Origin of the sequence: Stenotrophomonas sp. TWI602 (genome assembly GCF_039674045.1) — a bacterium.
GTDB lineage: Bacteria > Pseudomonadota > Gammaproteobacteria > Xanthomonadales > Xanthomonadaceae > Stenotrophomonas.
This window is the reverse complement of record NZ_JBDJMT010000006.1, coordinates 206,060-219,868: the sequence shown is the minus strand read 5'-3', so window position 1 is coordinate 219,868 and position 13,809 is coordinate 206,060. Positions and strand designations below refer to the sequence as shown.

Annotated in this window: 11 protein-coding genes; 1 reads left to right on the top strand and 10 read right to left on the bottom strand. The window is 67.9% G+C overall.

All coding sequences use genetic code 11. The annotated features are described in order from the left end of the window. Nucleotides 1-106: 106 nt before the first annotated feature. From hemC to ABE483_RS09160, 6 genes are all read right to left on the bottom strand, one after another. Entirely contained in the window at nucleotides 107-1,018 is a 912-nt protein-coding gene (gene hemC, locus ABE483_RS09185; protein ID WP_346462917.1) for a hydroxymethylbilane synthase, read from the bottom strand. Between the two features lie 55 nt (nucleotides 1,019-1,073). Further along, complete coding sequence (locus ABE483_RS09180) at nucleotides 1,074-1,802, bottom strand: LytTR family DNA-binding domain-containing protein (protein WP_313219529.1); 729 nt, start codon at nucleotides 1,800-1,802, stop codon at nucleotides 1,074-1,076. 10 nt (nucleotides 1,803-1,812) lie between these two features. Beyond that, nucleotides 1,813-2,859 carry a histidine kinase gene (locus ABE483_RS09175; protein WP_313219528.1) on the bottom strand — a complete coding sequence of 349 codons (1,047 nt, stop codon included), beginning with the start codon at nucleotides 2,857-2,859 and terminating at the stop codon, nucleotides 1,813-1,815. A 4-nt stretch (nucleotides 2,860-2,863) separates the two neighbouring features. Further along, a complete protein-coding gene (locus tag ABE483_RS09170) occupies nucleotides 2,864-3,529 on the bottom strand; it encodes a carboxylesterase (protein WP_346481562.1) in 666 nt (221 codons plus the stop codon). 73 nt (nucleotides 3,530-3,602) lie between these two features. Next, a complete protein-coding gene (gene mdoH, locus ABE483_RS09165; RefSeq protein ID WP_313209087.1) occupies nucleotides 3,603-5,510 on the bottom strand; it encodes a glucans biosynthesis glucosyltransferase MdoH in 1,908 nt (635 codons plus the stop codon). 470 nt (nucleotides 5,511-5,980) lie between these two features. Beyond that, nucleotides 5,981-6,160, bottom strand: coding sequence for a hypothetical protein (locus tag ABE483_RS09160; RefSeq protein WP_313209086.1), 180 nt, complete (start codon nucleotides 6,158-6,160; stop codon nucleotides 5,981-5,983). 194 nt (nucleotides 6,161-6,354) lie between these two features. Between ABE483_RS09160 and ABE483_RS09155 the strand changes: the two genes are divergently transcribed. Next, nucleotides 6,355-6,744 (top strand): DUF2628 domain-containing protein, encoded by a 390-nt coding sequence (locus ABE483_RS09155; RefSeq protein WP_313209085.1) that lies wholly within the window; start codon nucleotides 6,355-6,357, stop codon nucleotides 6,742-6,744. Nucleotides 6,745-6,888: 144 nt separating this feature from the next. On the opposite strand, the gene arcD is transcribed toward ABE483_RS09155, so the two are convergent. The 4 genes from arcD to ABE483_RS09135 form a co-directional block, all read right to left on the bottom strand. Then, entirely contained in the window at nucleotides 6,889-8,313 is a 1,425-nt protein-coding gene (gene arcD / locus ABE483_RS09150) for an arginine-ornithine antiporter (protein WP_346481559.1), read from the bottom strand. A 108-nt stretch (nucleotides 8,314-8,421) separates the two neighbouring features. After that, nucleotides 8,422-11,013 (bottom strand): methyl-accepting chemotaxis protein, encoded by a 2,592-nt coding sequence (locus ABE483_RS09145; RefSeq protein ID WP_346481558.1) that lies wholly within the window; start codon nucleotides 11,011-11,013, stop codon nucleotides 8,422-8,424. A gap of 243 nt (nucleotides 11,014-11,256) precedes the next feature. Continuing rightward, nucleotides 11,257-12,723 carry a SulP family inorganic anion transporter gene (locus ABE483_RS09140; RefSeq protein ID WP_346481557.1) on the bottom strand — a complete coding sequence of 489 codons (1,467 nt, stop codon included), beginning with the start codon at nucleotides 12,721-12,723 and terminating at the stop codon, nucleotides 11,257-11,259. A 176-nt stretch (nucleotides 12,724-12,899) separates the two neighbouring features. Next, nucleotides 12,900-13,796, bottom strand: coding sequence for an AraC family transcriptional regulator (locus ABE483_RS09135; protein ID WP_346481556.1), 897 nt, complete (start codon nucleotides 13,794-13,796; stop codon nucleotides 12,900-12,902). Between the last annotated feature and the right edge of the window lie 13 nt (nucleotides 13,797-13,809).

Sequence of the window (13,809 nt, the reverse complement as noted above, 5' to 3'; positions counted from 1 at the left end):
ATCTTCCGCGGCGGGGGCCCCCCGCCCCCCCCCCGGTGGGGGGGCCGGGCGGGGGCCGGGATGGGGGGCGGCCCCGGGGGCCGGGGGCGCGGCCCCGCGGCCGGCACTACACCGCGAGCAGTTCCCCGGCACCGGCATCCAGCAGGCCACGCGCCACGCGCTGGCCCAGCGTCTCCGGATCACTGGCCGGGCCACGCGCTTCCGCGCGCACGATGCGGCCATCGGCGACCCCGCCGACCAGGCCCTGCAGGAACAGGTTCTCGCCTTCCCATTGCGCGAACCCGGCCACCGGCACGTGGCAGCTGCCGTGCAGTGCACGGTTCATGGCGCGCTCGGCTTCCACGCAGGCACGTGTGTCGGCATCGTCCAGCGCCGCGAACAGGCCCATCACCGCCGCGTCCTCACCGTTGCATTCCACCGTCACCGCGCCCTGCGCCGGGGCCGGCAACCAGTCCGGTGCCGCCAGCCGCGCCACGATGCGGTGGCCCAGGCCGAGCCGCTCCAGCCCCGCCACGGCCAGCACGATCGCGTCGTAGCCGCCGTTGTCCAGCTTGGCCAGGCGCGTGTTGACGTTGCCGCGCAGGTCCTGCAGCTCCAGGTCCGGGCGCAGCGCGCGCAGCTGGGCCTGGCGGCGCAGCGACGAGGTGCCTACCCGCGCGCCGATCGGCAGCGCGTCCAGCGAGGCGTACAGATTGGAGATGAAACCATCGGCCGCGTCATGACGGGTCAGCATCGCCGGCAGCGCGAACGGCGCGTCCAGCTCCATCGGCACGTCCTTGAGCGAGTGCACGGCACAGTCCGCTTCGCCACGCAGCATGGCCAGTTCCAGTTCCTTGAGGAACAGGCCCTTGCCGCCGATCGCGGCGAGCGAACGATCCAGCACCTCGTCGCCGCGCGTGCTCATCGGGACCAGCACCACGTCCAGACCGGGATGCGCCTGGCGCAGGCGGTCGGCAACATATTCGCTCTGCCACAGGGCAAGCGGGCTCTTTCGGGTGGCGATGCGCAGGGTCTTCATGGCGCCATTATCGACGCACAGGGGCGTATCGACCAACGGTCGGGCGCACCCGCACTTAGAGGTACTTGAGATCCTGCTTGAGGCTGGCCACGCAACGGCGGCTGACTTCCAGCGGCCCGTGGCCATGCCGCAATACCGCCTGGACCTGGCCTGCGCCATTTCGTCGCAGCTCGACCAGTTCGTGCCGGGCGACCAGGCAATTGCGGTGGATGCGCACGAAGCGGTTGCCGAATTCCTCTTCCAGCGACTTCAGCGACTCTTCCAGCAGGTCTTCGCCGCGGGCGTGGTGCACCACGACGTATTTTTCTTCGGCCTGCAGGTAGTGGATGTCCTCGACCGGGATCAGCCGCAGGCTGCCGCGCAGGCGCGCGCACAGCAGGGTACGCGCCTGCTGGCTGGCGGCGGTCGCCGGGCCACTGCGGCCGGCGAGGAAGGTGCGCGCACGCTCCAGCGCGGCCGCCAGGCGCTCGGGGCGCACCGGTTTCATCAGGTAGTCGATGGCGGCCGCCTCGAACGCGGACAGCGCATGCGCGTCGTATGCGGTGCAGAACACCACCGCCGGGCGTGGCTCGAAGGTGGCCAGATGGCGCGCGGCTTCCAGCCCGTCCAGGCCGGGCATGGCGATGTCGAGCAGGACCAGGTCCGGTTGCAGCTCGGCGCAGGCGTGCAGCGCCTGTTCGCCGTTCTCGGCCTCGGCCACCACCTCGATGCCGGCCTGGTCAGCGAGCAGGGAGCGCAGGCGCTCGCGGGCCAGCGGTTCGTCGTCGGCGATCACCACCTTCAAGACAGTTTCCTCACTGGACCGGGACCGTGATTTCGCAAGCATAGTAGCCGTCGGCCCACGCCCCCGTCATCCGCGCGGCCGGGCCGAAGCGCCAGGCCAGGCGATGGGCGATGTTGCGTTGTGCATGCCCGGCCCCCTGCAGGAGCGGCAGCCCGCGCGTGGCCGGATCCGGCGCCGGGTTGCGCACGCGGATGCGCAGATTCGTGCCGTCACTGGACAGTGCAAGCACGATCGTGCCGCCCGCGGGCACCCGCGAGATGCCATGCAGTACGGCATTTTCGACCAGTGGCTGCAGTACCAGCCGCGGCATCGGCAACGACCAAGGCAGCGGCTCGTCGCGCAGCCAGATCACTTTCAGGCGTTCGCCCAGCCGTAGCGATTCGATCGAGAGATAGCGCTCGGCCAGTTCGCACTCGGCCTGCAGGGTGGAATCGCCATCGCCGGCACCGAGCGCGGCGCGGAACAGATCGGACAGATCCAGCACCGCGCGCTCGGCCACCTCCGGATCACGCCGCAGCAGGCTGGCGATCAGGTTCATGCTGTTGAACAGGAAGTGCGGCCGGATCCGCGCCTGCAATGCATCGGCCTGGGCCCGTGCGTTGGCCAGCATCTGCGCGCTGCCGCGGTCGCTGACGTAGAAGTAGCGCAGCGCCAGGGCAGTGATCAGCGCGGTGATCGCCGCACTGCCCAACGTGAACCGCCAGAAGCCGACCGCCTGGGCAAAGCTGCTGCCGCCGAGCACGCCGTACAGCGCATGCACGATCGCCGCGCACGCACCGGCGATCAGCCCGGTCATCAGCACCACCAGCACCATGCCCGGCACTTCGGGCAGGCGCGAGAGCACCGCGCGCACGCTGCACAGGCTGACCGTCACTGCCAGCGCCAGCCACAACGCGAAGCCGCTGGCGGACAGGAAGTCCGGCAGCGTCCAGTGGCGACTGCCATCGGGGGCCAGCGCCACTACGACAACCACCAGCTCGGCCAACCCCAGCATTGCCGCCAGGCGCGGCAGGCGGCACAGCTCGGGCAACCAGGACTGCTGGCGCGGGTCGCTCATGGCGTCAGGCGGCGAAGCGCGCCTCGAGCCAGTCGCCCAGCGCCTGCAGCTCCTCGGCGCAGACCTGGTGGGCCATCGTGTAGGTGTGCCACTGCACCCGCAGTCCGAGCGCGCTCAGCGTCTGCGCGGTGTGCTCGGCGATCGCCACCGGGATCACCGGATCCTGGGTGCCATGGGCCATGAACACCGGCACGCTGATGGCATCGGCCACGCGCGCGGCAGCCGCCTTGGCCGGATCCGGCAGATAGGTCGACAGTGCGATCAGCCCGGCCAGCGGACGGGTGCGACGCAGCAGCGCGCTGAGGATCACCGCCCCGCCCTGCGAGAAGCCGGCCAGCAGGATCCGTTCGGCCGGAATGCCGCGGGCGACCTCGCGCTCGATCAGCAGTTCCAGTTCCACGATCGAGGCGTCCACCCCGGCGCTGTCCGCGCGCGAACGGAAATCCATGCTGACGATGTCATACCAGGCGCGCATCGGCACGCCGTTGTTGATCGTGATCGGCTGCACCGGCGCATGCGGGAACACGAAGCGGATCGCCGGCCAGTGCGGGCGCACCAGTTCGGGCACGATCGGGGCGAAGTCATGGCCATCGGCACCCAGGCCATGCAGCCACAGCACCGACCACTGCGGGTCGGCGCCGGTTTCGTTTTCCACGGTATCCAGCATCAGGCGGCTCCAGTACGTTCAAGCCGCATTATGACCGCGGCCCACCGCAATGGGGGCGATGCCTGGATGGCCGTGATCAGCCGGCGGGATGTGCCTCGGCCGCAGCACGGCGCAGCTCGGCCGCGCGCACCAGCACCTTCGGCGGGGCCGATTCTTCCGGGATTTCCATCAGGCCCAACCGGTGCATCCAGACGCCAGCGGTGCGCGAGGAGGTGAAGCCCACCACCGGAATCGCCAGCACCATGCCGATCACCACCGGTGCCATCCATGCGGCCAGCGAGGGCGAGACCGCATAGGCCAGCGCGCCCATGAACAGGCCGAACACACTCAGCCCGCCGTAGCCACGCGTCAGCGCCAACCAGGACACGCCGCCATCGTCGCGCTGCTGCGCGTCCCAGCCCGAGTCCTTGCCGGCCAGCACTTCGGCCACACCGCGCGACTGCACGTACATCACCACCGGCGCCATCAGCGCGGCGAGGATGGTTTCCAGCAGCATCGAGATGAACGCGCGGATCGTGCCACCGCAGCCACGGCGTTCAACCGGCTCCAGCAGCATCGCCAGATAGCCGAGCACCTTGGGCGAAAGCAGCACCACCATGGTGATGGCGAACATGCGGATCACCTGGGTCTCGTCCTGGTGGCGCCAGTACACGCCGGGCGAGAGATGCAGCACTTCATTGAGGTCGATGCCGCCCTGGAACAGCGGGATCGCAATGCCGATCAACATCAGCATCGCCCACATCGGCGCGGTGAAGTAGTGCCCGATGCCGACCAGCATGTGCATGCGGCTGACCCAATGCAGGCCCTTGGAACCGACCACCTTGGCGTGCTGCAGGTTGCCCTGGCACCAGCGGCGATCGCGCACCAGCAGGTCGGTCAGGGTGGGCGGGCCTTCCTCGTAGCTGCCTTTCAGGTACGGCACCATGTGGGTGGCCCAGCCACCGCGGCGCATCAGGGCGGCCTCGACGAAATCGTGGCTGAGCACATGCCCACCAAACGGCTCCTTGCCCGGCAGCGACGGCAGGCCGGCCTGCTCGGCGAAGGCCTGGGTGCGGATGATGGCGTTGTGGCCCCAGTAGTTGCTCTCCGCGCCATGCCACCAGGCCACGCCGCGGCCGATCACCGGGCCGTACACGCGGCCACCGAACTGCTGCATGCGGGCAAACAGCGTGCGCCCGCCGACCACCGCCGGCAGGGTCTGGATCAGCCCCACATCCGGGTTGTGCTCCATGCCGGCGACCAGGCGCACGATGGTGTCGCCCGTCATCAGGCTGTCGGCATCCAGGATCAGCATCTGCGGATAGGCGCCACCGAAACGGCGGACCCAGTCGGCGATGTTGCCGGCCTTGCGGCCACCGTTGTCGCCGCGGCGACGATAGAAGATGCGGTCATGGCCGCCCACCGCGTCGCACAGGGCGTGGAAGGCCGCTTCCTCGGCCTGGCCGATGTCATCGCGCCGGGTATCGCTGAGCACGTAGAAATCGAAATTCGCCAGCTGGCCGGTCTCGGCCACCGACTCGTAGATCGCCTGCAACCCGGCCAGCAACCGGCGCGGATCTTCGTTGTAGGTCGGCATCAGCAGCGCGGTGCGCGTATGCACGGTCGGCAGCGGCGCATCCGGGTCGATGCCGAGCTTGTAGCCCCGATCGAATACCGCGGTCAGGAAGCCGGCCACGGCCCCGGCGAAGGACAACGCGATCCAGGCGAACAGGCCCACGAACAGCACCAGCAGGCAGGCTTCCAGCACACTGATGCCATCAACGGCGAGCACCTTCCACATCATCCGGCTGGCGGCGATGGTCATGGCTGCGGTACCGCCCAGGATGTAGAAACGGCGCAGCCCGATCATCCGCGGCGAGGTGCGCTGGCGCGGAACCTGCAGCTGCCCTTCGCGCAGGGACTGCTCGGGCATCGGCAACGGCGACTCGGCCGGCAACGTCGCCCGGCCGGCATCCAGCAGGGCGTTCAGGGTCTGGGTACTCATGCGCGGTGTCCCTGTGCAGGGCGTGCCAGGCCGGGGGTGCCAAGTGTGGAAAGGGGCATCCTGAGCCCGGCGTACACGATGGCACGCATTCGTCCTGTCGGCGCAGGCCGGAGACCGGCACGCAGCGTATGTCTGTGACTACCGGAACCCACGAACTCTCCAAACCGCTTGAGACGAAAAATGCGGCTCAGTCTATGGCGCGAAATGTAAGGTGCGCGCGAAGGGCGGACCGGGGATTTCTCCGCATTCAGCTTTTGGATCGAGACAAGTGGAGGCCCTCTCGCGGCCAAGGGCGCGCAGGCCCTGTGCCATGGGCTTCTGCCCATTCATCTTGCGGGCGGCGGCGATCAGCCCCCTGCCGCAACGCGACCGGTCCCCATGGCCTCGGCAGGAGGAAGCGCCGCCAGTGGTGCGCAGTTTTTCGCCCTGGAGGGGGCGGGCCGGCAGCGTTGACGGGGTGCGGCAGCGGCTCAGGCGACGGTAGCGGCGATGGCCAGGTCGGTGTCTACCGGCAGGCGCGACAGCGCGCGGGCGCTCACCTGCGAAAACTGCAGCTGGGCAAGCAGGTGTTGTGCCTGGGTGGCAACCGGGCACGGGGTGATCTGCGGCCCTGCTTGCGGGCGATCGGGGGTCATCACATCAATGGACATGGTCTGGCATCTCGTTGACTTCTCATTACCCGCGGGGCTTCCGGCCGCGCGGATTGCGCACCCTATCGGAAAACCGGGACGAATGTGTGACGGTGCGCGCAGTCCCTGACAGGGGGCGTGCAAAGCGTCGAAAAATTGGCGCTAATCAAGAGCTTGCGGCTATCATGTAATCGTTTTCAACATACGATTCTGATATGGATTCCAACACTGCTTCCCCCTACAGCCCCAAGTGGCAGTTCCGCTTCAACTTCTTCGAACAGCACGGCGCCCCCAATTCGCCGACCTTCAAGGCCGCGTACAAGACGCTGCCGTTCGGCCAGAAGATCAAGGTCAACTTCAACTTGTTCGCCCTGTTCTTCAGCTGGATCTACCTGCTGATCCTGGGCATGTGGCGCAAGGCGCTGACGATCCTGGGCATCACCCTGGTGCTGATGGTCGTCGTGGCCTTCCTGCCGGACGTGGTCGGCCGTGCGATCGGTGTGGCCTGGTCGGTGCTGATCGCGCTGACCACCAACTATTCGTACTACCTTGAAAAGGTAAAGGGCGATACCAGCTGGAACCCCTTCGCCGGCATGCGCTGGTAAGCAGCGCGCAGGCGTGGATGAAGAGCCCGGTCATTGACCGGGCTTTTTTGTGGAGCGTCGGCCGCGGTGTCGAGACACCCATCGATCTGCTGAACGAACCGGAGGCGCGCGGCCATCGGGAGGGCTGAGTCGATCCCGTTGGGCTCACGCCAGGTGTAGATCACCCTGGTACAGACCCCACGCCGCCCAGCCGGCAACGACGATCACGCCCGCCACGATCACCTGCTCCGCCCGGGTGAATATCCGCTGCCCATGCTGGTGCTTGGCGGCCGCGAACATGGCGATGCCCGGTGCGTACAGCAACACCGACAGCAGCACCTGTGACAGGCCACCGGCATAGACCAGCCACAGCGCGTATACCGTGGCCAGACCGGCCACCAGCAGATCGCGGACCCGCAGCCCGGGTTGCCCGCCATAGGTTTCCCCGCGTAGCGCCAGCAATGCACCGTAACCGGCCGAGAACAGATAGGGCACCAGGCTCATCGATGCGCCCAGCAGCACCAGGCTGGTGTAGGTGCCGGCACTGAACAGGGTGATGATCAGAAACAACTGGATCAGCCCGTGGGTGAGCCACAGCGCGTTGGCGGGAACCTGTCGTGCGTTCTCGCGCCCGAGGAAGGCCGGCATCGTGCCATCCCCCGCCGCCGCATACAGCACTTCGGCGCACAGCAGCACCCATGCCAGCAATGCCCCCAGCACCGAGACGATCATGCCGATGATGATCAACGTGGCGCCCCAGGGCCCGACGATGGCCTCCAGCACGAAGGCCATCGAGGGATTGCGCGCCTGTGCCAGCGCTTCCTGGCGCAGCACGCCCATCGACAGCAGGTTGACCAGCATCAGCAGCGCGAGCACGCACACAAACCCGATGATCGTCGCGCGCCCGACATCCGAACGCCTGGCCGCGCGCCGCGAGTAGATGCTGGCACCCTCGATGCCGATGAACACCCAGACCGTGATCAGCATCATGCCCCGCAGCTGCTCACCCAGGCTGCCCAGTTCGGCCGTGCCCCAGAACTCGCCGGTGAAGATATCGGCCTTGAAGCCCACGGCGGCGATGATCAGAAACACCACGATCGGCACGATCTTGGCGACGGTGACGACCGCATTCACCAAGGCGGCCTGGCGGATGCCACGCAGGATCATTGCGTGCATCGCCCACAGCAGCACGGAGGCGCATGCCACCGCCTGCCAGGTATTGCCCTCGCCGAAGGCCGGCACGAAATAGCCCAGGCCGCTGAAGATCAGCACGAAGTAGCTGACGTTGCCGAGCAGCGAGCAGACCCAGTAGCCCCACGCCGCGGAAAAGCCGATGTAATCGCCGAACCCGGCGCGCGCGTACGCGTATATACCGGTATCCAGCTCGGGCTTGCGGTTGGCCAGATTCTGGAACACGAAGGCCAGCATCAACATGCCCAGGCCACTGATCATCCAGCCGATCAAGGCCACACCCGGGCCGGCGCTGCGCGCGATGTTCTGTGGCAGTGAGAAGATGCCGGCGCCGATCATCGATCCGACCACCAGGGCAGTCAACGCGGTCAGGCCGAGCCGGTCGGAACGAGAGGTCATGTGCTCACCATCGGCAAACAGAATAGCGCCGATTACCAATGCCCGGCGGTGAGCACCGGGTGAACCGGCCCTGCCGGCGCGCCGTTGGCACCGGCGCGCCGGTCCGGATCAGAAGGTCTGCCAGTCCTCGCCGACCACTGCTGCTGCGGGCACGCGCGCAGCGGTCCGCGCGGGCGTGGCACGACGCGCCGGTGTGCCCGCCGCCGCACTGGCCTGCAGGCGGAAGATCGCCACCGCCGTGCCCAGCTGCTGCGCCTGCTCTTCCATCGCACGCGCGGCCGCCGTCGCTTCCTCCACCAGCGCGGCATTCTGCTGGGTGGTCTCGTCCATCTGGGTGATGGTCTGGTTGACCTGTTCGATACCGGCGGACTGCTCCTTCGAGGCTGCCGAGATCTCGGCCATGATGTCGTTGACCCGGCGCACGCCGGTGACGATCTCTTCCATCGTGCGGCCGGCGGTCTGCACCAGGGCCGAGCCCGCGCTGACCTGAGTGACCGAGTCGTCGATCAAGGTCTTGATTTCCTTGGCCGCCCCGGCGGAGCGCTGCGCCAGTGCGCGGACTTCCGTGGCCACCACCGCGAAACCGCGGCCCTGTTCGCCGGCACGCGCGGCTTCCACCGCAGCGTTCAGCGCCAGGATGTTGGTCTGGAACGCGATGCCGTCGATCACCGAGATGATCTCGGCGATGCGCTTGGACGAGGCCTCGATGCCCGCCATGGTGGTCACCACCTGGCCGACCACCACACCGCCCTGCGAAGCCACCTCGGCAGCGCCGGCGGCGAGCTGGTTGGCCTGCACCGCGTGGTCGGCATTCTGGCGAACCGTGGAGGTGAGTTCTTCCATCGATGCGGCGGTCTCTTCCAGGCTGGCAGCCTGCTGCTCGGTGCGGCGCGACAGGTCGCTGTTGCCCGCGGCGATCTCGCCGGCGGCGAGGTTGATACTGCCGGTGGCCTGCTGGATCCGGCCGACGATGTCGGTCAACTGCGCCACCGTGGTATCGGCATCGTCACGCATCCGGGCGAACACGCCATGGAACTCACCACGCATGCGTGCGGTGAGATCACCCGCGGCGATGGCGCGCAGCAGCGCGGAAATCTGCTGCAGGTTGTCATCGCTGACCTGCATCATGGTGTTGAGGTTTTCCACCATCGCGCGGAAGTCGTGGTCGAAGCGCACCACATCGCCACGCTGGCTGAAATCACCCACCGCCGCCGCCCCGGCCAGATCCCCGATCTGGGTATTGATGGCACGCAGGTTGGCCTTGGTGGTATCCATTGCAGCCGTGAAAGCGGCCTGCTCGCCGGGCAGGCGGTCCATGTCCTGGCTCAGGTCACCGACCGCGTAGCGCTGCATCACCTCGACCAGACGGCGGGTGACTGCGATGTTGGCGCCCACCAGCTGGTTGGTGTCTTCCACCATCTTGCCGTACTCGCCGGGGAAGGTCTGCGCGTCCATGCGGTAACTCAGCTCGCCCGCCTCATGTCGCTGGGCCATCTCACCCTGCGCGGCCATCACTGCGCGCAGCTGGCTGCGCATGCGCTGCATCGATTCGAGCAGGCGGCCGACTTCGTCATTGCGCGCGGGCGGCAGCGGTGTATCCAGACGCCCCTCGGCCACGTCTGCGGACAGGCGGACGGCATCGGCCAACGGACGGATCGCCTGACGGCGCAGCAGCACGTACACGCTGCCGCTGAGCACCAGTGCCGCGCCCAGGCCAACGGCCAGGATGATCCACAGCAGCGCACGTGCCTGCGCGGTGATCAGCGCATGCGGCACGATCACACCCAGCGCGAAATGCTCTTCGCTGCCGCCGATGCGCAGCGGCACGTAGGTCTTCACGTTGCCTGCCGCATCCGGCTCGAAGGCATCAAAAGTCTTGTCTGCCTTGACCGCCGCCAGTACCTGCGTGGTCAGCGCATCCTGGCGACGCTTGCCGATCTCGTTGGCGTCCTTCGCGGCCAGGACGATGCCGCCGGGCGAGATCAGTTCCACATGGCCTTCGCCCATCGGGCGCAGCGCGGCGAGATGCTTCTGCAATGCGGCCAGGGCGAAGTCCACCGTCACGACCCCGAGGAAGCTGCCGTCATCGGTCACCGGGGTGGACAGCGTGGTCATCAGCACCTTCTGACCGCCGATCTCGTAGGTGTAGGGCTCGGCGACGGTCTGCCGCTTGAGCGCCTTCGGCTTGAGATACCAGTCGCCATCGCCGGGCACGTCATAGCCGGTCAGCGCATCCTGCATCGGCGCGCCGTCGTGCCAGGCCCAGTAGCTCATGAACCGGCCGGTATCATCGTGTGCCTCGGCGCCGACGAACTCGGCATCCTTGCCATCGAAGGCGTCGGGTTCCCACAACGTGCCGAAGCCCACCCATTCCGGGTGCACCTGCACCTGCTGGTGGATCACCGCAGACACCGTCGCCCGCGACAGCGTTCCCGCAGCGCGCTGCACCAGCAGGTTCTGCGCCAGCGCCTGGCTGGTGGCGAAAGCACTGGAGAGATCACCACTCACCCGCAGCGCTTCGGCCTGGGCCTCGCTCTGCATGGTGTGGCGGGAGGCATCCACCAGCGACGCGCTGGCTTCGCCATAGCTGATGGCAGCGGTGACACCGAAGCAGAGCATGGCGATCAACGCCGTACCCAGCATCAGTCGGTTGGCGATGCTGCCAGGGCGCTTGGAAGCAGTGGGGCGGGACACGGGCATGGGGCGGTTCCGGAAAAAGGGCATACCGGCGGGCGCACGCATGCGCCGCCACGGAAACACGCAATCCATTGCGGGCCGGCACGCGCGCGGTGCAATCACGGCGCGGCCAGCGGGGATCGATGCCACTGCCCTGCCCTGTGCAGATATCGCCCGCCGGCACCGCGACGGCACCGGCCCAGAGAAGGGACTCAGCTGGATAACGGCGTCATGGCGGCGATATTGAGTGCCGAATCCTGACCGTGTTCAGTGAGCGCCCGTGCTGCGGTCGCCGTGTCCCAGGCGCTCCACCAGTGTCTGGCTGGCCGCATTGAGTCCAATCATCTCCACCTGCGCCCCGCGTGCGCGCAGTTTGCCGGTCACCCGTTCCAGCGCGCCCACTGCGCTGAGGTCCCAGAAGTGCGCGCCGCTCAGATCGATGGTCACGCGCTCAGGCACATGCAGCAGGTCGAAGGCCGCCGCGAACTGCCCGGCCGAGGCGAAGAACACCTGCCCGCTGACCGTGTAGACCCGGGTGCCGTCGGCCGTGTCGGCCTCGGCGATGTCCAGCATCCGGCCCACCTTGCGGGCGAAGAACAGCGCCGACAGCAGCACCCCGGTCAGCACCCCCTTGGCCAGATCGTGCGTGGCCACGGTGACGACCACCGTGCCCAGCATCACCACCGAGGAGCTTTTCGGGTGCAGCCGGAACTCGGCGAACGAGCGCCAGTGGAAGGTGCCGATGCTGACCATGATCATCACCGCGACCAGCGCGGCCATCGGAATCTGCCGGACCCACTCCGCGCCGTAGACCACCAGCAGCAGCAACAGCACGCCCGCCACCAGGCAGGACAACCGGCCACGGCCGCCGGAGGACACATTGATCACCGACTGCCCGATCATCGCGCAGCCGCCCATGCCGCCGAACAGCCCGGCGGTGATGTTGGCCAGGCCCTGTCCAGCGCACTCACGGTTGCGCTGGCTGGGGGTGTCGGTCATGTCTTCCACGATCTGCGCGGTCATCATCGACTCCAGCAGCCCCACCACCGCCAGCGTGGCCGAGACCGGCAGCAGGATGCGCAGGGTCTCCCAGGTGAGCGGCACATCGGGGAGCAGGAAGGTCGGCAGGCTGTCCGGCAGCGCGCCCATGTCGCCGACGGTGCGGATGTCCAGGCCCAGCCAGATCGACAGCCCGGTGAGCACCACGATCGCCACCAGCGGCGAAGGCACCGCCCGGGTCAGCAGCGGCAGCAGGTAGATGATCGCCAGACCGGCCGCGCACACGGCGTACACCGTCCATGGCATCCCGATCAGCTCGGGCAACTGCGCAAGGAAGATCAGGATGGCCAACGCGTTGACGAAGCCGGTGATCACCGAGCGCGAGACGAAGCGCATCAGGGCACCCAGCTTGAGCGCGCCGGCGACGATCTGCAGCAGCCCGGCCAGGATCGTCGCGGCCAGCAGATACTGCAGGCCGTGGTCGCGGACCAGATCGACCATCACCAGCGCCATCGCGCCGGTGGCCGCGGAGATCATGCCCGGCCGGCCGCCGGCGATGGCGGTGACCACCGCGATGCAGAACGAAGCGTACAGACCGACCTTGGGGTCGACCCCGGCAATGATGGAAAACGCGATCGCTTCGGGAATCAGCGCGAGGGCGACCACGGCGCCGGACAGCAGATCACCGCGGATGTTGCCGAGCCATTGCTGGCGCAGCGGATAGGACACAGACATGGACAGACTCCACGCACCGGCGATGCGCACGGCGCGTTGTGTGATGAAGACAAAGCACTCCCTGAGCCAGCGCAAGGGCCGGCGCGTCGTCAACGCGGTATCAGGGTGGCGTCATCACAAGGGTCCTGCCGGGGCAGCGAAAGCGGCGCGCAGGATAGCGCAGTCCTCCGATGGCCTCAAACATGGCCAGCCAGTTCACCTCGCGCGTTGCCTGCCCAGCGCGACGGTGGCTGCCCGGTCACCCGCCGGAACGCCGCGGCGAACTTGCCGGGGTTGGCATAGCCCATCGCCAGGGCGACCTCGGTGACGCTGCGGCCGGCCAGCAGCATCGGCTTGGCCGCCTCCATCCGGCGCCACGTGAGATACGCGTAAGGCGTCATGCCGGTCGCCAGCCGGAAGCCACGACTGAAGCCACTGGCCTCCTGCCCGACTTCCTGCGCCATGCGGGCGACGCCCAGATCGTCGCCGAGATGGGCATCGATCAGTTCCTGCACGCGCTTGAGGTGCGTCGGTGACAGCGCGCGTCGCATAGCGGGCGCCGCAACCGGCAGTCCGGCCAACCGCTGCAGCACCAGATCGACACCGTGCTCAAAGAATGCGGCAGAACCTGCATGTGCCTCGGCGCAGTGCCACAACGCCCACATCACCGAGGCGATCACCGGGTCTTCCTGCAGCGCCGATGCCGCGCAATGCAGCTGCTCCAAGCGCACACCGCGATCCTGCAGATGCCGCGCGTCGATGGCCAGGCCCAGCAGCGCCAGCGCTGGGCTGCGGAATTCGCCCGGGCAGTCCGGCAACACCAGATTGAACGCGCCTGGGCGCCAAGGCTGCGCGATGCGTCCGAGCGCCGTGCGCTGATACAGGGTGCCGCCGCCCGCCGTGAGCAGCCCGATGCGCAACGCACCGCCCTCACCCATCGTGCCCTGCGCCGCGGCGAACGTGTGGCGAAGCATCAGCACCGAGCCGTCGGCATTGCCCACGCACGCGTCCAGCGGACCGGCGCTTTCGGCCGCCACGCGTGCAGCCACGGCAGTCGCTGGCGTGGCAGTGGCAGTGGCAGTGGCGCAGGTCATCAGGTGTCCAGTT